Genomic DNA, 20,800 nt, shown 5'->3' with positions numbered 1-20,800 from the left:
ACAAGATGTATTAACGTTTTATGAAAAATACCTAATTTATTTAAAAAATGATACAAATGTTCGTCATTATTAATAGATAAAATCTTTACAAAGCTGGATGAAAATGATAAAATAATCTGAATAGGGCCTTAAAAGACCTTTTATTGCATAAAGGAGGATATACTAATGTCAAGAGCTAAAAAATCAATGGATGGTAACACAGCTGCTGCTCATGTATCATATGCGTTTACTGATGTTGCTGCCATATACCCAATTACACCTTCAAGCCCAATGGCTGATTATGTTGACCAATGGTCTGCATTAGGACAGGAAAACATATTTGGAAATCAGGTTAAGGTAGTTGAAATGCAGTCTGAAGCAGGAGCTGCAGGAACTGTTCATGGTTCTCTTGCTGCAGGTGCTATAACAACTACATTTACAGCTTCACAGGGACTTTTATTAATGATCCCTAATATGTATAAAATTGCAGGAGAACAATTACCTTCTGTATTCCATGTATCAGCTCGTACAGTTGCTACGCAAGCACTTAATATATTTGGTGATCACAGTGACGTTTATGCCTGTCGTCAAACAGGTTTTGCTATGTTAGCAGAGTCAAATCCACAAGAAGTTATGGACTTAAGCCCAGTAGCTCACCTCGCTACACTTGAAGGTAAAGTACCATTTATCAATTTCTTCGATGGTTTCCGTACATCACATGAGATTCAAAAGATTGATGCATGGGATTATGCTGATTTAAAAGAAATGTGCAATATGGATGCAGTAAAAGCATTCCGTGAACATGCATTAAATCCAGAAAAACCTTCTATGCGTGGTTCTCATGAAAATGGTGATGTTTTCTTCCAACATCGTGAAGCATGTAACTCCGTTTATGATGAATTACCAGCTGTAGTTGAAAAATACATGGCTAAAGTAAATGAAAAATTAGGTACAAACTATGATTTATTCAATTACTATGGTGCTGAAGATGCAGAACGTGTTATCGTAGCAATGGGTTCAATCTGTGATGTAGCAGAAGAAGTAATTGATTACTTAACAGCAGCAGGAGAAAAAGTTGGCTTAATTAAAGTTAGATTATATCGTCCTTGGTCTACAAAAGCCTTATTAAAAGTTATCCCTAAGACTGTTAAGAAGATGGCTGTTCTTGATCGTACCAAAGAACCAGGTGCTCTTGGTGATCCTCTATATCTTGATGTTGCAACAACATTACGTGAAGCTGGATTACATGATATCGTATTAACAGCTGGACGTTATGGTCTTGGTTCAAAAGACACACCACCATCATCTGTATTTGCTATATTTAAAGAACTTTCAAATGATACTCCAAAATCACGTTTCACAGTTGGTATCGTAGATGATGTTACTAACTTAAGTTTACCAGAAGTGAAACCAGCTCCTATTACATCTGCGAAAGGTACAGTAGAATGTAAGTTCTGGGGACTTGGTGGCGATGGTACAGTTGGAGCGAACAAGAACTCAACTAAGATTATTGGTGACCATACAGATAAGTACATACAAGCATATTTCCAATATGACTCAAAGAAAACTGGTGGCGTAACAATTTCACATCTTCGTTTTGGTGATAAACCAATTAGAAGCCCATATTACATCAATCAAGCTGACTTCGTAGCTTGTCACAATCCATCTTATGTTGTGAAAGGATACAAGATGGTACAAGATGTAAAACCAGGCGGAATCTTCATGATTAACTGCCAATGGTCAGATGAGGAGTTAACTCACCATCTAAATGCGGCTGCTAAGAAATACATCGCAGATAATAACATTCAATTATATACAATCAATGCTATTGATAAAGCAATTGAAATTGGTATGGGTAAACGTACGAATACAATTCTTCAATCAGCATTCTTCAAATTAGCAAACGTTTTACCAATCGACGATGCAATCAACTACATGAAACAAGCTGCTAAGAAATCTTACGGTAAAAAAGGTGATGCAGTAGTTGAGATGAACTACAAAGCAATCGACGCTGGTGTAGATGCTATTCATAAAGTAGAAGTACCAGCTTCATGGTCTAACCCAGAAGCAGACGCTCCTGGTATAGAATACACAGGACGCAAAGAAACAGTTAAGATGGTTAAGAGCTTGCTTGAGCCAATCGCATTAATGGATGGCGATAGCCTTCCAGTTTCAGCTTTTGCTGACTGTGCAGATGGTCAATTTGCTACAGGTGCTTCTGCATACGAAAAACGTGGTATCGCAGTAAATGTTCCTGAATGGGATCCTACAAAATGTATCCAATGTAACCAATGTGCTTTCGTATGTTCACATGCTACAATTCGTCCATTCATGTTAGATGAGGAAGAAATAAAAGCAGCACCAGCGAACATCAAACTTGCTGATACGAAACCTAAAGCTAGTGAATATAAGTTTACTATGAGTGTGACCCCACTTGACTGTATGGGTTGTGGAGAATGTATTACAGTATGTCCAACCGGTGCTATTCAAATGGTTCCTCAAGAATCGCAAGCACAGGAACAACCTGTATTCGATTACTTAGTTGCTAATGTAGGTAAGAAACCTGGTACGCCTGCTAATCATACAGTAAAAGGTTCTCAGTTTAATCAACCACTACTTGAGTTCTCAGGAAGTTGTGCTGGTTGTGCAGAAACTTCATACGCTAGATTAATCACTCAATTATTTGGTGAACAAATGTATATCTCCAATGCTACAGGTTGTTCTTCAATCTGGGGTGGTCCAGCAGCAGCTTGTCCATATACTGCGAACAAAGATAGCAATAAGGGACCAGCTTGGGCAAACTCATTATTCGAAGACAATGCAGAACATGGTTTTGGTATGCATCTTGGACAAAAAACGCTACGTGATCAGCTAATTGCTAAACTAGAAAAGATGGGGCAAGCACCTGATTCTCCAGCAGAAGCAAAAGCAGCGATTGCTAAATACCTTGAAACAAAAGATTCAACTACAGAAAACACTCCTGCAGCAGAAGCACTAATCGCTGTACTTGAAAAAGGTGCTAGCGAAGGTTGCGAACATTGCATAGAAGTTCTTGAAAAGAAACAATACCTTGCTAAGAAGTCTGTATGGATCTTAGGTGGTGACGGTTGGGCATACGATATCGGATTCGGTGGACTTGACCATGTACTTGCTTCTGGAGAGAATGTAAATGTTATGGTATTTGATACAGAGATGTATTCTAATACAGGTGGACAAGCTTCTAAAGCATCTAATATCGGTGAGGTTTGTCAGTTCGCTGCAGCAGGTAAAGAAATTGGTAAGAAGAGTCTTGCTGAAATTGCTATGAGTTATGGTTACGTATACGTAGCACAAATCGCTCTTGGCGCGAATCCAGCACAAGCAGTTAAAGTAATTGCAGAAGCAGAGGCTTATAACGGACCTTCATTAATCATCGGATATGCTCCATGTGAACTTCACGGAGTTAAGGGTGGAATGAACCACTGTCAAGATGTAATGAAATCAGCTGTTAAATCTGGTTACTGGAATCTATTCTCCTTTAATCCTTCACTTAAGGCTGAAGGTAAGAATCCATTCACATTGAATTCTAAACCAGGAGATGGAACATACCAAGACTTCTTGAATAACGAAACTCGTTATACTCGTCTTGCTCGTTCATTCCCAGAACGTGCTGAGAAATTATTCAGTGCTTCTGAAGAAGCTGCAAATGCTCGTTATGAACATTTATTAAGATTAGTTGAGCTTTATAAATAAGAATTAGTTTAAAAACAACGTTTTACTAATAGGATAGGAACCTTGTGGGTTAGATACATCGTAAGTGTATCTAACCTGTAGGGTTCTTTTTTATGGATATGATCGCTTATGTGATAGATAAAGATGCATAAAAAGATGGTGTTTGACAATAATAGTTCGTGAGAGTGTAAAAAGAAAGGAGATTTATTATGCCAAAAGATAGTCAACCAGATAATAAACAAGCTAGAATGGAAAAAGCAAATGGTCAGACACCGCTTACAAGGGAAAACCAAAACCAAAATCCTAACGCAAAGAAGAAATCAATTCCAAACAATGATGTATAAGATAAATGAGTAAAAGATGAGAGTTACAAACTCTGTAGAAAGGTACAGAGTTTGTAGCTCTTTTTATTGTTTATAGGTAGAATTTCTAAAAATTACATCTGTTTTAATATAAGTAGTACGAAATGGCATATCTGAGGAATTGATTCTTGAAAGTAGTAAATCTGCGGCAATATAGCCCATGGATTTACTAGGTATATTAACGGTCGTTAAAGAAGGCTCAATGATTAATTTTCCAGATCATTATTATATCTAATTTTAGAAATATAATTGACAAATATGATAGGAGCAGTATAATATCCAATATGAACAGTGTTCATATTGAGGGGGTGTCTTCTAATGAATTTGCCAGCAACGTCGAAAGAGGAAATTCTTGAAGTAAGTCGGAAGATTGTTATGAAGGAAGGACTTTTTGCTATTAATATGCGTACGGTAGCAAATGAATGTAAGGTAGCAGTAGGTTCTATATACAACTATTTTCCTTCTAAAGCTGATTTAGTTAGTGCGACGATAGAAGTAATCTGGAAAGATATACTACATATGACAGGCGGATATTTTGATTTTATCAATTTTAAAGACTACCTTACATGGTTTTTTGAAAGCATAAAAGAAAGTGGAAAGAAATATCCAGAATTTTTTACAGTCCATTCTATAATTTTTTCAGATGATGATAAGGAAAAAGGACGACAAATAATGGAGCAGTATTTTGAAGATTTGAAAAAGGATTTTTTAATAGTTTTAGAAAAAGATGTAGATGTCCGTCCAGATGCTTTTAATGAAATCTTGACGCCTGCCATATTTATAGACTATGTATTTACAATTTTTATTTCACTATTATTAGATAGTCAGAGTGATTGTAAAGCTTTATTAGAGTTGGTAAGTAGTTGTATTTATTAAGATTACATTTCTACAGAAAAGAAATTATTAAGGATAAGGAGAAAAATGAAATGAAAAAAATGTTAAATATCTCATTTATTTATTTTTGGCTAGCTATGGTAGGAGGTGTGTTCTATAGAGAATACACAAAATACTCTGATTTTTCGGGACAGACTACGCTAGGATATATACATACACATTTGTTTGCATTGGGTGTATTATTTTTCTTAGTTTTAGCTTTGTTTTGTAAGGATTCTTTATTAGGAAAGAATAAGAGTTTCAAAAAATTCTTAATAATATATAATATCGGTCTCCCATTTATGGTAATTATGATGCTGGTTCGTGGTATTATACAGGTACAAGAATTAGAAGTTTCAAGTGCTATAAATGGTATGATTTCAGGTTTCGCAGGAATATCACATATACTTGTAATGGTTGCATTGATATTTTTATTCATTGCATTGAAGAAAGAATTTTCGGAGAAAACAGAGTAATAGATGTTGAGTAATCTATTTATAAGAGAAGATTAGAATTAGGGCGCACAGACCATCCACGGATGGAAGTTATCTGATGCGTCCTTTTTTTAAGTATAGTTTGGTTTTGGAATATGTATTATTATGGAATTAAGGTTGAGATAACGCTGGTTTTATATAGAATTAAGAGAAGGCATAGAAAGAATATAGTAAAATTAAAATGAACCAATTACATATATATGACAATATATCTATGAAGAGGTTTATTGTTGGCGCCGCGAACCATTCAATGATATGAAAAGGAGACTGCTTGTGAATACGAGAGAGATAAGTGAATTAGTTGAAATGCATGGGAATGCTATATACACATTCTGTTGTAGTTTGACACATAACAAAATAGAGGCAGACGATTTGTATCAAGAAACATTTCTAAAAGCAATAGAACGTAAGGGAAAGATGCATCAGAATGAAAATCCGAAAAGCTATTTGTTAGCAATTGCAATTGGTATATGGAAGAATAGTCGAAGAAAGTATGCTAGAAGGCAGAGGATTGCTCCGATGGAATCACTTAATGAAAACTCAGGCGGTGAAAATGGCTTGAGTATGGAACTTACGAAGTCTATTACGACAGAAGATCGAATGATTAATAAGGAAATGTGTCAAATTGTACGATATGAGGTGGAACAGCTTAGTGATAAATTGAAAATACCACTGTATTTATACTATACACTTGAACTTCCTGTTGAGAATATAGCTAAGATTATGAAGATTCCAACAGGTACAGTAAAAAGCAGACTCTTTAAAGCAAGAAAAGAATTGAAAGTAAAGTTGGAGGAACACGGTTATGAAAGAAGATAAGCAAATTAATATGTTATTAAAACAAGTTTTATCGGTTACAAAAGAGCCGGATGACCTCCTTAATCAAACGATTATATCGAAGGCAAAGGAGAGAAATGCAATGAGTAAGAAGAAAAGAATGCCAATGGTAGCGGCGGCAGCATTAACAATACTAGCGTTATCTGGAACAGCATTAGCGGCTTCTAGATTTTTGGGGACAGAGAAGGTTGCAGAAAAGTTTGAAGATTATAAGTTAGCAGATGCCTTTAAAGGTAAAGATGCAGTCTCCATCAATAAAACAGTACAGTCAGATCAATATGATATAACATTACTTGGTATAGTTTCGGGAACAGAAATATCAGACTATATAGCAACAGGTGACGAAGAAATATTATCGGATCGAACGTATGCAGTAGTTGCAATAGCAAACACGGACGGTACACCGATGCCATCAACATCGGATGAGAATTATGGTCAGGAACCATTCTTTGTTTCACCATTAATCAAAGGATTGAAGCCTTGGCAATATAATATTGCTACAATGAATGGTGGATATCAAGATTTTGTAGAAGATGGAATACTGTATCGACTAATGGAATGCAATAATGTTGAGATGTTTGCGGATCGAGGCATCTATCTTTGTGTAAGTGATACAACATTCTATAGTGTTGATGCGTATGATTATGATGAGTTAACTGGGGAGATTACACCTAACTCCGAGTATGAAGGGATCAATGTATTGTTTGATCTTCCGATAGATATATCGAAAGCTAATCGTGAAAAAGCAGATGTGTATATTAGTGAAATGGAAACAGAAGAAGATGAAGATTCGAAAGAAGATGAAATTAACGAGAGTGTGGATGCGTCGGCTTTAAAGAATGCAGAAGGAGATGTAGAAGAAAGAGTAGCGGCTGGTACGTTACTAAAAGATTCTGTTATGGAGCTAACAGCAGATGTAGATGGAGCTGCAACATATACGTATGAAGCAAAAGATGGCTCAGGAGTAAATTTATATGTAATATTAGAGGACATATTTGCAGGTATTGAGGAGGGATTTTCGCCCCAAACTGTTGAAATCAATGGTGATGAAGAGAGTGTTCAGTATATAGTTGCTTATCGTAAAGATGCAGACGGTAAGATGTATGGAATGATGTATCAGTTTCAGTAGGATAACTGTTTAAACGGTTATAAGTATTATATTAAAGAAGGAAGGCGAATGATAGCCTTCCTTCTTTAGGTTCAGGACATAGTTAATTGCTAGAAGAAAAATCACTGATAGAATAAACGTTACCCTTCTCTAACAGAAGAGTAAAGATTGTATCATTATATCGTAATGTCACTTCGCTATAATGATTAGCAACGATTTCTAGATGCGTTAGTTTATTAGCATTCCACTCTAAACTTATTTCGTATCCACCACGGGCTTTTAATCCTTTTACATAACCATTTTTCCATCTATCAGGAAGGGCAGGAAGAAGATGTATTACATCTTCATGGCTTTGTAACAACATCTCAGCAATGCCTGCTGTACAACCAAAATTCCCATCGATTTGAAATGGTGGATGATTATCAAAAAGGTTTGGTAGGGTTGAATTCTTAATAAGTTCTTCTATGTTTTTTAGGGATTCTTCACCGGCTCCTAACCTAGCCCACATATTGATAATCCATGCTTTACTCCAACCAGTATGTCCACCGCCAAAAGAGAGTCTTCTCTCTAAGGTTTTACGGGCAGCAGCCGCTAATTCAGGTGTGGATTCGGGAGAGATTTGGCTACCTGGATGCAAAGCGAACAGATGGGAGATGTGACGGTGACCTGGTTCGATTTCCTCATAGTCTTCTACCCATTCTTTAATCTGACCGTACTTACCAATCTCTGGAGTTGGAATCTGCTGTAATGTTTCTGTCAATGTGTTACGAAAGTCTTCATCAATTCCAAGAATTAGAGAGGCATTTATGCATGCGGTAAAGAGCTCCATTGTAATTTGACTGTCCATGGAAGCTCCCATACACATGACCCCTGTTTCTCCTGATGGTAAACGGTATTCATTCTCCGGTGAAATCGTTGGACAAGTAATTAACTTACCATCTGGGCTTTCAATTAAGAAGTCGAGTAAGAACTCAGAAGCCTCTTTCATTGTAGGATAGGCTTGCTTTAGGAATTCTCCATCAAGTGTAAACTGATAATGTTCCCATAAATGTATGCTTAGCCATGCAGCGCCCATTACCCAATACGTTGAGCTAAGGCATACATCTTGTGGTGCAGTATCAGCCCATATATCCGTGTTGTGATGCGCCATAAAACCTCTGCAATTGTACATAACCTTTGCTGTTTTACGCCCATTTTCTCGCATTCTTTCAAGTAAATCAAATAAGGGGAGATGACATTCGGATAGATTACAAGTTTCTGCAGGCCAATAATTCATCTGGGTGTTTATGTTGATGGTATACTTACTATCCCATATTGGTAGCATATCTTTGTTCCAGATTCCTTGCAGATTTGCAGGGAGGGAGCCGGGGCGGCTACTGGAGAGTAGTAGGTAACGGCCATATTGGAAGAATAGATTTAATAATCCATAATCGTCTTTTCCTTCTTTAAATCGTTCTATTCGTTCATTGGTAGCAAGTGAGTTTAAGAACACCCCTCTGTCAGTACGTACATCAATTTCAACTCGATTAAATAAACTTTGGTAGTCGGTTAAGTATTCTTGATAGATTACCTCGTAAGGCTGCTGTGATATTTGTTCTAATTGGGTTTGACAATATAATTCTGGGTTTTCAACGCGGAAGGTTGTATTAGCTGTGAGGAATATAGTTACAGTGTTGGCATTCTCAACGATTACACTATTACCAAGAGTTCTTACAGAACCACCCTCTGCCTGGACTTTGATTCTACTAGAGAACTCTACCGCACCTTTGCCACCGCATTGGCCCGTCATTAAGCTACTATCTGAACCTACGGTGCAAGATTTATCTATATAGGCATTGAAGCCTCCGTTATATCGGAATTTGTGCGTTGAAAATGGTTCAAAGTTCCATGGGGCAGTACCTCTAGAGAGTTGTGTGTGAAAGTTAAGTCCATTTGGTTTGTCAGAACGAAGTCGAACAACCATAACTTGATGGGGAAAACTTGTAAAGACACTACGAGTATAACGAGTTCCATCAAGGGTGAAGTCAGTTTGGATTACGCCAGTTGTTAGGTCAAGTTCACGTGTATAATTGGTAACTTCTCCTTTTTCGTTTGTGAAAAAAAGATATAAGTCACCTAAGGTTTCATAATGTCGCTGGCATTCAGGTGTACCCGAGAGTGCGAGTGCTGAAAGTTCTTCGGCTTCTTTGATTTTGCCTTCCATGAGTAAAGATCGGATCTTATCAAGATTCTTGTATGCATCTGGATTGTTTCGATCGATTGGACCTCCATACCAGACACTATCCTCGTTCAATTGAATTCGTTCACTATAGATGTTTCCAAATACCATTCCACCTAATCGTCCGTTACCTGTAGGGAGTGCTTCATCCCAGTTATTAGCAGGTTCTTTATACCATAACTTCAAATCATCAGTATATGTATTCATTAGATCTATCCTCCCAGAAAAATTCTTTAATCAATTAGTTTATTAACTAAATTATACGCTACTAAAGGTAATGTAACTATAACGTAGTTGACTTCTTATACGATGATAATGCTTTACATAATGTGGGAACCACTATTGATTTGTTATCGTCTAATAGATAGATGGATATGAGTTCCAATTATTTTTAATAAGTAGCTTTAAATGAGTATCTATAAATGAGTATCTTTATTAAGAGGGTTGAAAAGGAGGAAAAGAGTATGAATAAGAAGGAAAAGTTTGCATTGGTAATGGTAGTTTTAGTTTTTGTAATGGTAGGTTGTGGAAGGAAGTCAAAGGATGAGGCTAAAAAGGATGGGTATAATTCGACAGAATATTCGAGCAATACAAGTGATACCTATGATACTGGAGTTGAGTATAGTACATCTGCAGACGATAGTGACACTACATATGATAGTGGGTCTGCAACTGATAGTGATTATACAACCAATAGCTATGATGTTGAGACGGATATAAAGGAGGATATCTATTACAGTGGTTCCGGGGAAGAATATAATAGCTATGCTGAGAATGGATTTGTGGCAGTTTCCAAAGAACCATTATCAACATTCTCTGCGGATGTAGATACAGCGTCCTATAGTAATTTAAGAAGAATGATTAAGGAAGGATACATTTATGATGAAGATGCAATCAGGGTAGAAGAGATGTTGAATTATTTTAATTACGATTATGAAGGACCTACTGGGAGGGAGCCATTTGGTGTTAATGTAGAGATTGGTAAATGCCCTTGGAATCCTAATACGTCACTTATGATGGTTGGTATGCAGACAAAAAATATTGATTTTTCCGAGGGTCCTAATTCTAATCTGGTATTTTTACTTGATGTATCAGGATCTATGAATGATCCTGATAAATTACCGCTAATGCAGCAAGCATTTTGCATGTTAGCAGAAAATCTTACAAGAAAAGACCGTGTTTCAATTGTAGTTTATGCAGGAGAAGATGCAGTTATATTAGAAGGGGCTAAGGGGAATGAGACGAATCGAATCATTGAGAAGATAACAAGTCTAGAAGCAGGGGGAAGTACAGCAGGAAGTGCAGGGATTCAGGCGGCATATGAGCTTGCAGAGAGGTACTTTATTAAAGGCGGTAATAATCGTGTCATACTTGCTACAGATGGAGATTTGAATGTCGGACTTACAACGGAATACGAATTAACTGAATTGATAACGAAGAAAAGAGATAGTGGAATCTACTTGTCGGTATTAGGATTTGGAACAGGTAATATTAAGGATAATAATATGGAGGCACTTGCGGATAATGGTAATGGAAATTATGCGTATATCGATTCCGTTTATGAGGCTAAGAAAGTTCTGGTTGATGAACTTGGTGCTAATATGGTAACTGTCGCAAAAGATGTGAAATTCCAAGTGGAATTTAATCCAGAGCAGATAAAAGGATATCGGTTAATTGGATATGAAAATCGTGTTCTTGCAACTGAAGATTTTAAAGATGATGCGAAAGATGCAGGTGAAATAGGAGCAGGGCATTCTGTGACTGCTTTATATGAGTTAGTTCCCGTATCAAGCAATATGGAATTGGATGAGAAAGTAACTGGAAGCAGATATTCGTCAGTGGATGAGAAATATAAGGATGAATTATTGACCATTAAAGTTCGTTACAAAGAGCCTGATAAAGAAGAAAGTAAGTTATTAACGTATCCAGTTACCACAAGAGCATATACCAATAAAACAAGTGACGATTGGAACTTTGCTACTTGTATCGCTGAATTTGCAATGATATTAAAGGATAGCCCATATCTTGAGAACGGTTCAATGAACCATCTTCGTAAAAGATTGAATCGAATAGAATTTGATGATGGATATAAAAAAGAGTTTAAGCAGTTAGTAAATAAGGTAGCAGAATGGAACTATTACGAATAAGTGTTGCACAATAGTATGAAAATAGGCTTTGGTACTTGACAAAATGGCAAGAAGAAAATAATATTATACTATAAATTAGCTAAAATTAACTTTATGAAAACTAAAAATGGATAAGAATACCAAGTTTATTTTATGCAAAGAAATAATATACAGTAACCTGTATTCGTAGATAGGAAGGGATATGATATGGCGAAATCAGTTAAATTAGCAGATTTAGCAACAGTGTTGAATGTAAGTACGGTAACGGTATCGAAAGCACTTTCAAATCAAAAGGGAGTAAGTGAGGAATTAAGGGAGAAGATTAAGAAGCTAGCCGATGAGATGGGATACCGTCAGCCTTCTGCAATAAAGAAAACTGTTGTTAGTAGCGGTTATAATATAGGGATAATAATTGCTGATAAATTTTTGGGGAAATTTAATTCATTTTATTGGCAAATGTATCAAGCAGTTACAAGTAAAATTGCAACGAAAAATTGTTTTTCTATGTTAGAAGTGATTAGTGAAGCTGATGAAGAATATACTATATTGCCTAAATTAATACTAGAACAAAAGGTTGATGGAGTCATAGTAATTGGAAGAATGAAAGATGCCTATCTACAGAAGATGAAGGAGGTATCAGCATTACCCACTGTTTATATGGATTTTTATGATGAAAAGCAAACATGCGATTCTGTTATATCCAATAGTTATTTTGGATCTTATGTCTTAACGAATTACCTTTTTGAAATGGGACATAAAAAGATAGGATTTGTGGGAACTATGTTAGCAACCGATAGTATTACAGACCGTTATTTTGGATTTGCGAAAGCAATGATGGAACATGGGTTGATTGTAAAGCCAGAATGGATAGTAGATGATAGAGATACGAGAACTGGAAAGATTGACATTGACAGCAAGAAATTAATAGTTGAAGATATGCCAACGGCCTATGTCTGTAACTGTGATTTAACAGCAAGTTATGTGATTAAATGTTTGCAAGAAAATGGGTACAGCGTTCCGAATGATGTCTCAGTAGTTGGTTTTGATAACTACCTATATCCGGGATTATGCGAAATCGGTATAACTACATATGAAGTTGATATTCATGAGATGGCTCGCTGTACCGTTAATACGATATTAAAGAAAATTGATAATAAAAGTTACAAATCAGGAATCTTTATTGGTCGAGGTCGTCTGGTTTGTAAGGAGAGTGTAATTCGCGTATAGAAGAGGGAGCTTCCTGCTTGTAAGCAAGTGGGGTGGCTCCTGTTTCTTTTTTAAATAACTGGATGAAGTGATTTACATTCTCAATTCCAAGTCTTGTACTTATTTCCGTTATTGTTAGATTAGTACCAAACAGAAGTTCTTTTGACTTCTCGATTTTTTTATGGTTAAGATAGCGAAGTGGTGGCATATTGTAGTACTTAGAGAATTCACGACACAGTCTATATTTATTAACTTGCAATTCATCAGCTAATTCATCAAGTGAGAAAGTTTGCGTAAGTTTATTATCAAGGATATCTTTCGATTTTCTTATATATTCTGGTATATAATCTTCTGGATTATCTAGATTCTTTTCGTGGATGCAAATCTCTGTAAGTATATCAATAATCCATTTCGTTTCATAAAGGTTTGATAGAGAAGTGTTTGTATGCTGAGGATTAATTATATTTCTGAAACAGGAAGAAACACAAGAATAAGGTTTAACATCGTATATGAAGTTATTATTATCATTAAAGATTGAAAAGTATTGATTTATGAAATCCTCTTTAAGATATAGGATTTGAAACTTCCAATTGCTGTTATAAGAACTTATCTTAAAAGGTAAATTGCAGTCAAGAAAAAGTAAGTTATTTTCTTGTAACTGGTAGACTGTCTTTTCAATAGTAATCGTTGAACTACCTTTTATGGTATAGAGAAGAATATAAGAGGAAAAGCCAGATGATTCACAGAAGAAAGGGAATGATATTGTGAGCTCTCCGCCTGCATAGATGAGGGAAGGAGGAGTGGAAGCATTATTCTTTGAATAATTGGGCATGATAAATGAGATATCCAAAGAATTAGGTAGTTTCGAATAAGAAAGTAATGATTTTAGAAAGCTTTCGTAGTAATTCATAATACACCTCGATCATTAGTAAAAATAATAGGTTATTTAGTAGCATTATTCCATATTTCCTATAAAATAAAGTTAATTTCATTATGTACAATATCTATTATAAGATATAAGAGTAAATTAATCAACTAATAACATGTGAGGTTAATTAAATTAAGCAATATTACTGGATAAAAAAGTAAAAAGACTGGCAATAATGTATAAAAAAGTGACGGTAAAGTAGTTAAAAGATATAAAATATCTAAAAAAAACAATAATAATATATAAAAATCAATAATAGTTGATGACTTAAAAACAAAATAAATTATAATTAAATTAAGTTACAAAAAAGTAACTGAACAAAAAAGGAGGATTTGTTATGAGACTTAAAAAATTTGTAGCAATTGGTACAGCAGTAGTTCTTTCTTTATCATTCGTAGGTTGTTCAAAGAATAACAATAAAAATGATAAAGTAAATAACACAGTAAGCAATCAACCATCAACAGAGGGAACAGATGATACAGCAACTGATACAGCTGATACTACAAAGGACGATGTACTTAGCTATGCAAACATTGTACTTGGGGAAAGTTATACTGATATCTCAACAACTATTAAATTCTACAACAACAGAACAGATATGAATCTAGATGATTACAACGGTAAGAAATGGGAAGAGTATGTAGCAGATTTTAACAAAGTGTATCCAAACATCAAAGTAGAAATCGATGCAGATACTACATACGCAGAAAGTGCATTACTTCGTTTACAAAGTGGTGATTATGGTGATATCTTAATGATTCCTGAAGTTAGTAAATCTGATTTATCAAAATACTTCGTATCATACGGTGATCTACCTACTATGGAAGGTCAAGTTCGTTTTGCTTCAGATATGGCTTATGATGGACAAGTATATGGTGTTGCATATATGGGTACTGCTCGTGGTATCGTATACAACAAAGCAGTATTTGAACAAGCTGGAATTACAACACTTCCTAAAACTCCAGAAGAATTTATTGCAGCATTACAAGCAATTAAAGATAAAACAGATGCGACTCCTCTATATACAAACTATGCAGCTGGTTGGACTATGAGTGCTTGGGATGATTATATCTCAGGAACAGCTACTGGTGATGCTACTTACAAAAACCAAAAATTACTTCATATGAGCAATCCGTTCGAAAACAAAGCAGATGGAACTGGTCCATATGCAGTTTACAAAGTTCTTTATGATGCAGTTGCGAATGGTTTAACAGAAGACGATTTCTCTACAACTGACTGGGAAGGTTCTAAAGGTATGCTAAACAATGGTCAAATCGGTTGTATGGTACTTGGTTCTTGGGCTTACCCTCAAATGGTAGCTGCTGGTGATCATGGTGATGATATCGGATATATGTCATTCCCAATTACAGTTAATGGAAAACAATATGCATCTTCAGGTCCAGACTATAGATTAGGAATTAACGTGAACTCTTCTGAAGATAATCAAAAAGCTTCTATGGTATTCGTTAAATGGCTTACTGAACAATCTGGATTTGCTTACAATGAAAACGGAATTCCAGTAGCTGCTAATGACAATAACTTCCCTGAATTATATTCAGCATTCGATGGTATTGAATTAGTTTCTGATGATCCAGCAGTTGCAGGAGAAGAAGATTTCCTTAACTTAATCAATGCTGATTCTGACTTAATGGTTTCTGCTGGTGGTAACACTAAAGTTCAACAAATTATTGAACATGCTGCAAACAAAGATATGACTTTTGATGAAATTATGGCTGATTGGAATGCAAAATGGACTTCCGCTCAAGAAGGTAATGACATCGAAATCAATCAATAATTAGATAGTTATTCCTTAGATAGTAACATACCTATTTTTCTTGATATACTATCGCACAAATCAAGATTTGTGCGATAGTTCTATCTAGTATCAATTAGAAGGAGGGTCATATGACAGCATATACAGACCATAAGAAAAAGAAGTCCCTACTTCAATGGGTGAAGAGTAGAAAAGGACAACAAAGCATTATTATCATAGCATTTATGTTTATCCCTCTTTTATTGTTGTTCACTTTTACTTATTTTCCATTTGGAGAGATGATTAAATTTAGTTTTTATAAGATGAGTTATTCCAATACACCGAAGTATATTGGTTTAGATAATTACAAAGAAGTATTTAATAATAAAGAAATCTTCGCATCATTGAAATTATGTTTATACTATATGGCAGGTTCAATCGTACAGTTAGTAATTGCGTTATATTTAGCAACTATGCTTAGTTTTAAAACAAAAGGTGGAAATATATTCAAGGGATTTATGTTTTTCCCATATTTAATTAATGGTATTGCCATTGGATTTATCTTTAAGTTTTTCTTTACAAGAGGTTTTGTATTTGATTCCGTACTACAATGGTGTGGATTTAATCTTGAAAATCTTCCGTACTGGTTGAGAACACAAGGGTTAAATAATGTTTCTCTTGTAGGTACATCAATTTGGAGATACTTTGGACAGAATATGATACTCTTTATCGGAGCTATCATGTCAGTAGATTCAGAGATGTATGAGGCAGCTGAACTAGACGGTGCAAATAAATTCAAACAGTTTATTCATATTATTTTACCTAGTATTTCGACGATTGTTACATTAAATGTTATTTTATCAATCACAGGTTCTCTTAGTGCATTTGAGCCACCATATGTTATAACAAGTGGAGCGAATGGAACTGCAACATACTTTGTTTTAATGAACCGAATTGCGCATACAAACCAAAAAGTAGGTCTTGCATCTGCAATGGCGGTTGTATTACTTATGATTATCTTCGTAGCCACAATCTTACAGAAATTGTTCTTTAAGTATGCATTCCGAAATACAAATGCTGAAGATCAAGTTGTAAGTAAAAAGAAGACTCGTCTCGGAGTGAAGAAAAACAAATCAAAGGAGGCGATTTAATGGTAGCAAAGCGTAGAAAACATTATAGTCCGTCTATGATAGTATGGATATTTATTAAGTATGTATCTTTATTATTCTTTACAATAGTAGCTTTAGTACCAGTTGTTTCCTGTGTTATCACAGCTTTTAAGACAGATGCAGAATATCAAAGTACCAATGTTATGACATTACCGGAAAGTTGGTTGAATTTTGACAATTTCATTAAAGCATTCGATATGGCCAATATGGGGCGCGCATTTATAAACTCCCTGATTATACTGATTTTTGTACTAATTGGATCTGTCCTAGTTGGAACACAATTAGCTTATGTGCTTAACCGTTTTAAATTCTTTGGTAATGCATTGATACGTAACTTATTCCTTTTTGCATCATTACTTCCGGGTGTAGCAATGCAAATTTCAGTATATAACATTATGCAACAACTTGGATTTATCAATCATTTATATGGATATATCATTATGATGATGGGTACCGATGTAATAGCAATCTATATATTTATTCAGTTTATGGAGAATATATCAACTTCATTAGATGAATCCGCTTTTATAGATGGAGCATCTTATATGACGATTTATTGGAAAATTATATTACCTTTATTAAAACCTGCTATTGTAACAAGCTTGATATTAAAGGGCGTAAGTACGTATAACGAATATTATAATGCAAACTTATACCTTCAAACAAAACAATTACGTACGGTAGCGATATCCCTATTTTCATTTACAGGACCACTTGGAAGTCGTTATAACTTGATTTGTGCAGGTGTTATTATATCACTTTTGCCAGCTCTAATCGTATTCATACTCTGCCAGAAGCAGATTTATAGTGGTATAACAGCAGGTGCAGTAAAAGGTTAAAAGGGCAGTACAATTGATAAATACTGCATTAGGATTGACAGGAAAGAGAGGACAAAATAATGAGTAAAGTTAGAATTATTAGTGAGCCAGTGGCTAATGTACCTTGGCAAGAAAGACCGGAAGGGTTAAAAGATGCGCCGGTTTGGAGATATACAGAAAATCCGATTATTGGAAGAAATCCTATTAAGGGTGTTGCTAGAATCTTCAATAGTGCAGTTTTACCATATGGCGATAGTTTTATCGGAGTTTTCCGTGGAGAACAAGTGAATGGTATTCCTTATATCTATTTAGGTAGAAGTAAAGATGCAATTCATTGGGATTTTGAAGAGAACAAAATTCAATTTGTAAATGAAAATGGAGAGGAATATCAACCTCAATATGCATATGATCCTAGATTGGTTAAGGTAGAGGATACATATTATATTATCTGGTGCCAAGATTTCTACGGAGCGGCAATTGGAATGGCTAAGACACAAGACTTCAAGACTTTCACAAGAATTGAGAATCCATTCCTTCCATTCAATCGTAATGCAGTTTTATTCCCTAGAAAGATAAATGGAAATTATATGCTACTTTCAAGACCATCAGACAGCGGTCATACGCCTTTTGGGGATATCTTCGTTAGTGAAAGTCCTGATATGGTATATTGGGGCAAACATAGACATGTGATGGGAAAAAGTTCTGAATGGTGGCAATCATTAAAGATTGGTGGAGGTGCAGCCCCAATTGAAACATCAGAAGGTTGGTTATTATTCTATCATGGTGTTAGTGGAACTTGTAACGGTTACGTATATTCGATTGGTGGTGCAATTTTAGATATTGATAATCCATCTATAGTAAAATATCGTTGTGAAAACTTCCTTCTTACACCAGAAGAGTGGTATGAGGAACGCGGTTTTGTAGCTAATGTATGCTTCCCATGTGCAACGATTCATGATTCTGAATCAGGAAAGATTGCAATCTATTATGGTGCAGCGGATAGTTATGTAGGATTAGCGTTTACTGAAATTGATGAAATCGTAGACTATATAAAAGATCATAGTGTATTAACACAGACAGATACTGAGCTTGGTATGCGCTAGTAAAGAAAAGCCAGGAGTCCTAACATTTGGGTTCCTGGCTTTCTATTAAAATAAGTGGGGGTGTTGCTCTATGAAACGTAAAAAAAATGGTAAGATTCAACATACTCTAATACGGGCATACTTAGTACCAGTTTGTTTTATTATTTTACTAGGTTTAATTTCATATGATAAAGCATCAGAAAATATAAGAAAGCAATATGAGGAATCAGTACAAGCAACAGTGGGGACAGTTGCATCGTATTGTGAGTTGTTATGTAGTACCGTTGAGAATAAAGCGAATGAAATTGTCAGTGGAGATGAAGTAAAATCTTATTATGGAAAGAATATTAGTAAGAACGATTCCAAAATGATGGAGAATTTTCGATCCGTTCAAACTAGTCTAACATTGGCAAGAGGATCATGTGATTACATATCTGGTTATACACTTATCGCTGAGAAGGGGGGCAATCTCAGTGATGTGGGAACAAAATTTCCGAGTGATGCTTATGAACAGTATTCTTTAAAAGAAGGCGTAGATAAGATTGGGACCAAAGGAGTTTGGAAAGGAATACATCCTTACTTAGATGAAGTTTTAAAAATCTCACAGAATACGTATTCTATTACTTATGCTCGTGAGTTAGTAAAAGGCAATGGCTATCTTAATCTTGATATATCCTTATCTGCGATAACGGACATATTGAAGAGAATACCAAATGATGAAGGCATGTATGTGGCACTACTGACATCTGATGAGAGGGAAATTATAATAGAGAATGGAGAAGTTAGGGATACTTCGATATTTTTAGATAACAAAGTATTTGATAAAAGTAATACGGAGGTTGCAAAATCAGGGACTTATGTTAAGTGGAATAATAAAACATACTTGTATACAACTGCGCAAGTAGGTGATACTGGTTTAGTTATATGTAGTTTAATACCACAAGCAATTATACTTGAGTCTGCAAGAGAGATAAAACATGTAACGGTAATTCTAGTCTTTGCGGCATGTATAATAGCTTTATTCATAGGGAATCGAATCGCTAAGCTTTTAAGTAAAGAAGTGAAAAATCTTACGAAAGCGATGCAAGTTGTTTCAGATGGAGATTTTACTGTTAAAGTTAATTCTAAGAGGAAAGACGAATTTAGTTTTTTAACAGATCGATTGAATGAGATGCTAGATAGTATTCGTAACATCTTAATGATAGTAAAAGGATTTAGTGGAGAAGTACAACATTCTTCCAGGGAATTAACAAGTACTAGTGAAAAAATGACTTTTTCTATGGAAGAAATTAATAGTGCAATTGCAGAGGTAGCCGGGGGTGTAAACAAACAAGCACAGGAGACGGATGATAGTTTAACTTCCATGACTATTTTTGCAGAAAAATTAGATCAGATAAGCCAAGATTCCGAGCGAATGCAGAAGTATTCTTCGGTAGCAATTAATTCTATTGAAGAAGGAAAGAAACAAGTAGACATGTTAAGGTCGAAATCGGATGAAGCAACTGAGCGTATGCAGCAGTTAACAACAAATATTAAAGAAGTGGAAAGAGATTCTGTTAATATTGGAAGTATTATTGAAACAATTCAAAATATTGCAAGACAAACGAATCTTTTATCTTTGAATGCTTCCATTGAAGCAGCAAGAGCCGGAGAAGCAGGAAAAGGGTTTGCTGTAGTAGCCGAAGAAATAAGGAATTTGGCGGATCAGTCTGCAAAGGCAGGTAATCAGATTCAAAACATCATTGAAACGATACAGATTACAGCAAGAAAAACTACTGATTGTACCAATCAGACGAATGGTTATCTGAAAGACCAGAGTATGGCAATAGAAGAAACCATAAACATATTTGGTGAAGTAGCAAACCAAGTAGAAGAGTTAGTACGTGTACTAAAAGTTAATTCAACAAAAGTGAAAATAATGATGATTGAGAAAGATGGTGTACTTGAATCTATAAAGAATATCGCACAAGTGGCAGAAGAGGCAGCTGCATCTTCCGAAGAAGTTACTGCTACGGTAACAAATCAGTTAGATGATGTGATTCAGCTTTCTAGTGAGGCAGACAAACTTTTTGATAAAGTACAAAATCTAGATAACACAATTAAAAAATATAGAATATAAAATATAAAGAAGAATCC

At 35.2% G+C, this 20,800-nt stretch carries 16 protein-coding genes; 13 read left to right on the top strand and 3 right to left on the bottom strand.

Annotated features, from left to right (window positions below; translation table 11 throughout):
* Positions 1-165 precede the first annotated feature (165 nt).
* Together nifJ and BUB90_RS24115 are read left to right on the top strand one after the other, a co-directional pair.
* Complete coding sequence (nifJ, locus tag BUB90_RS13055; RefSeq protein WP_073288443.1) at positions 166-3,711, top strand: pyruvate:ferredoxin (flavodoxin) oxidoreductase; 3,546 nt, start codon at positions 166-168, stop codon at positions 3,709-3,711.
* A 188-nt stretch (positions 3,712-3,899) separates the two neighbouring features.
* Positions 3,900-4,034 (top strand): hypothetical protein, encoded by a 135-nt coding sequence (locus tag BUB90_RS24115; RefSeq protein WP_278277292.1) that lies wholly within the window; start codon positions 3,900-3,902, stop codon positions 4,032-4,034.
* Positions 4,035-4,097: 63 nt separating this feature from the next.
* On the opposite strand, the gene BUB90_RS24295 is transcribed toward BUB90_RS24115, so the two are convergent.
* On the bottom strand, positions 4,098-4,256 hold the full coding sequence (locus tag BUB90_RS24295) for a substrate-binding domain-containing protein (RefSeq protein ID WP_278277294.1): 159 nt from the start codon (positions 4,254-4,256) through the stop codon (positions 4,098-4,100).
* A gap of 114 nt (positions 4,257-4,370) precedes the next feature.
* On the opposite strand from BUB90_RS24295, the gene BUB90_RS13045 reads away from it, so the two are divergent.
* The 4 genes from BUB90_RS13045 (at position 4,371) to BUB90_RS13030 (ending at position 7,385) form a co-directional block, all read left to right on the top strand.
* Entirely contained in the window at positions 4,371-4,928 is a 558-nt protein-coding gene (locus BUB90_RS13045) for a TetR/AcrR family transcriptional regulator (RefSeq protein WP_073288441.1), read from the top strand.
* 50 nt (positions 4,929-4,978) lie between these two features.
* Positions 4,979-5,401 carry a DUF2871 domain-containing protein gene (locus tag BUB90_RS13040; protein WP_073288643.1) on the top strand — a complete coding sequence of 141 codons (423 nt, stop codon included), beginning with the start codon at positions 4,979-4,981 and terminating at the stop codon, positions 5,399-5,401.
* A gap of 291 nt (positions 5,402-5,692) precedes the next feature.
* Positions 5,693-6,238, top strand: a complete 546-nt coding sequence (locus BUB90_RS13035) for an RNA polymerase sigma factor (RefSeq protein ID WP_084139250.1) — start codon at positions 5,693-5,695, stop codon at positions 6,236-6,238.
* Positions 6,225-7,385, top strand: a complete 1,161-nt coding sequence (locus BUB90_RS13030) for a hypothetical protein (RefSeq protein ID WP_073288437.1) — start codon at positions 6,225-6,227, stop codon at positions 7,383-7,385. Before BUB90_RS13035 ends, BUB90_RS13030 begins: the two co-directional genes overlap by 14 nt.
* Positions 7,386-7,467: 82 nt before the next feature.
* On the opposite strand, the gene BUB90_RS13025 is transcribed toward BUB90_RS13030, so the two are convergent.
* On the bottom strand, positions 7,468-9,789 hold the full coding sequence (locus BUB90_RS13025; RefSeq protein ID WP_073288434.1) for a glycoside hydrolase family 95 protein: 2,322 nt from the start codon (positions 9,787-9,789) through the stop codon (positions 7,468-7,470).
* Between the two features lie 257 nt (positions 9,790-10,046).
* Here BUB90_RS13025 and BUB90_RS13020 point away from each other — a divergent pair, with 257 nt between their 5' ends.
* The gene (locus BUB90_RS13020; protein WP_073288428.1) at positions 10,047-11,729 is read left to right on the top strand and encodes a vWA domain-containing protein; all 1,683 of its coding nucleotides are present in this window, start codon (positions 10,047-10,049) and stop codon (positions 11,727-11,729) included.
* Positions 11,730-11,915: 186 nt separating this feature from the next.
* On the top strand, positions 11,916-12,935 hold the full coding sequence (locus BUB90_RS13015; RefSeq protein ID WP_073288425.1) for a LacI family DNA-binding transcriptional regulator: 1,020 nt from the start codon (positions 11,916-11,918) through the stop codon (positions 12,933-12,935).
* On the opposite strand, the gene BUB90_RS13010 is transcribed toward BUB90_RS13015, so the two are convergent.
* The gene (locus BUB90_RS13010) at positions 12,886-13,824 is read right to left on the bottom strand and encodes a helix-turn-helix domain-containing protein (RefSeq protein WP_073288423.1); all 939 of its coding nucleotides are present in this window, start codon (positions 13,822-13,824) and stop codon (positions 12,886-12,888) included. The genes BUB90_RS13015 and BUB90_RS13010 overlap by 50 nt on opposite strands.
* A gap of 355 nt (positions 13,825-14,179) precedes the next feature.
* On the opposite strand from BUB90_RS13010, the gene BUB90_RS13005 reads away from it, so the two are divergent.
* From BUB90_RS13005 to BUB90_RS12985, 5 genes are all read left to right on the top strand, one after another.
* Positions 14,180-15,637, top strand: coding sequence for an ABC transporter substrate-binding protein (locus tag BUB90_RS13005; RefSeq protein ID WP_073288421.1), 1,458 nt, complete (start codon positions 14,180-14,182; stop codon positions 15,635-15,637).
* A gap of 110 nt (positions 15,638-15,747) precedes the next feature.
* Positions 15,748-16,746: a carbohydrate ABC transporter permease gene (locus BUB90_RS13000; RefSeq protein WP_073288419.1), complete on the top strand. Its 999-nt coding sequence runs from the start codon at positions 15,748-15,750 to the stop codon at positions 16,744-16,746.
* Positions 16,746-17,603 (top strand): carbohydrate ABC transporter permease, encoded by an 858-nt coding sequence (locus BUB90_RS12995; RefSeq protein WP_073288416.1) that lies wholly within the window; start codon positions 16,746-16,748, stop codon positions 17,601-17,603. Before BUB90_RS13000 ends, BUB90_RS12995 begins: the two co-directional genes overlap by 1 nt.
* A gap of 59 nt (positions 17,604-17,662) precedes the next feature.
* Complete coding sequence (locus BUB90_RS12990) at positions 17,663-18,685, top strand: glycoside hydrolase family 130 protein (RefSeq protein ID WP_073288414.1); 1,023 nt, start codon at positions 17,663-17,665, stop codon at positions 18,683-18,685.
* Positions 18,686-18,755: 70 nt separating this feature from the next.
* Complete coding sequence (locus BUB90_RS12985; RefSeq protein WP_073288412.1) at positions 18,756-20,783, top strand: methyl-accepting chemotaxis protein; 2,028 nt, start codon at positions 18,756-18,758, stop codon at positions 20,781-20,783.
* The last annotated feature ends 17 nt before the right edge of the window (positions 20,784-20,800 follow it).

The sequence above is a fragment of the Anaerosporobacter mobilis DSM 15930 genome (assembly GCF_900142955.1).
Lineage (GTDB): Bacteria > Bacillota > Clostridia > Lachnospirales > Lachnospiraceae > Anaerosporobacter > Anaerosporobacter mobilis.
The sequence above is the reverse complement of the archived record's forward strand: the minus strand, read 5'-3'. Positions and strand labels throughout refer to the sequence as shown.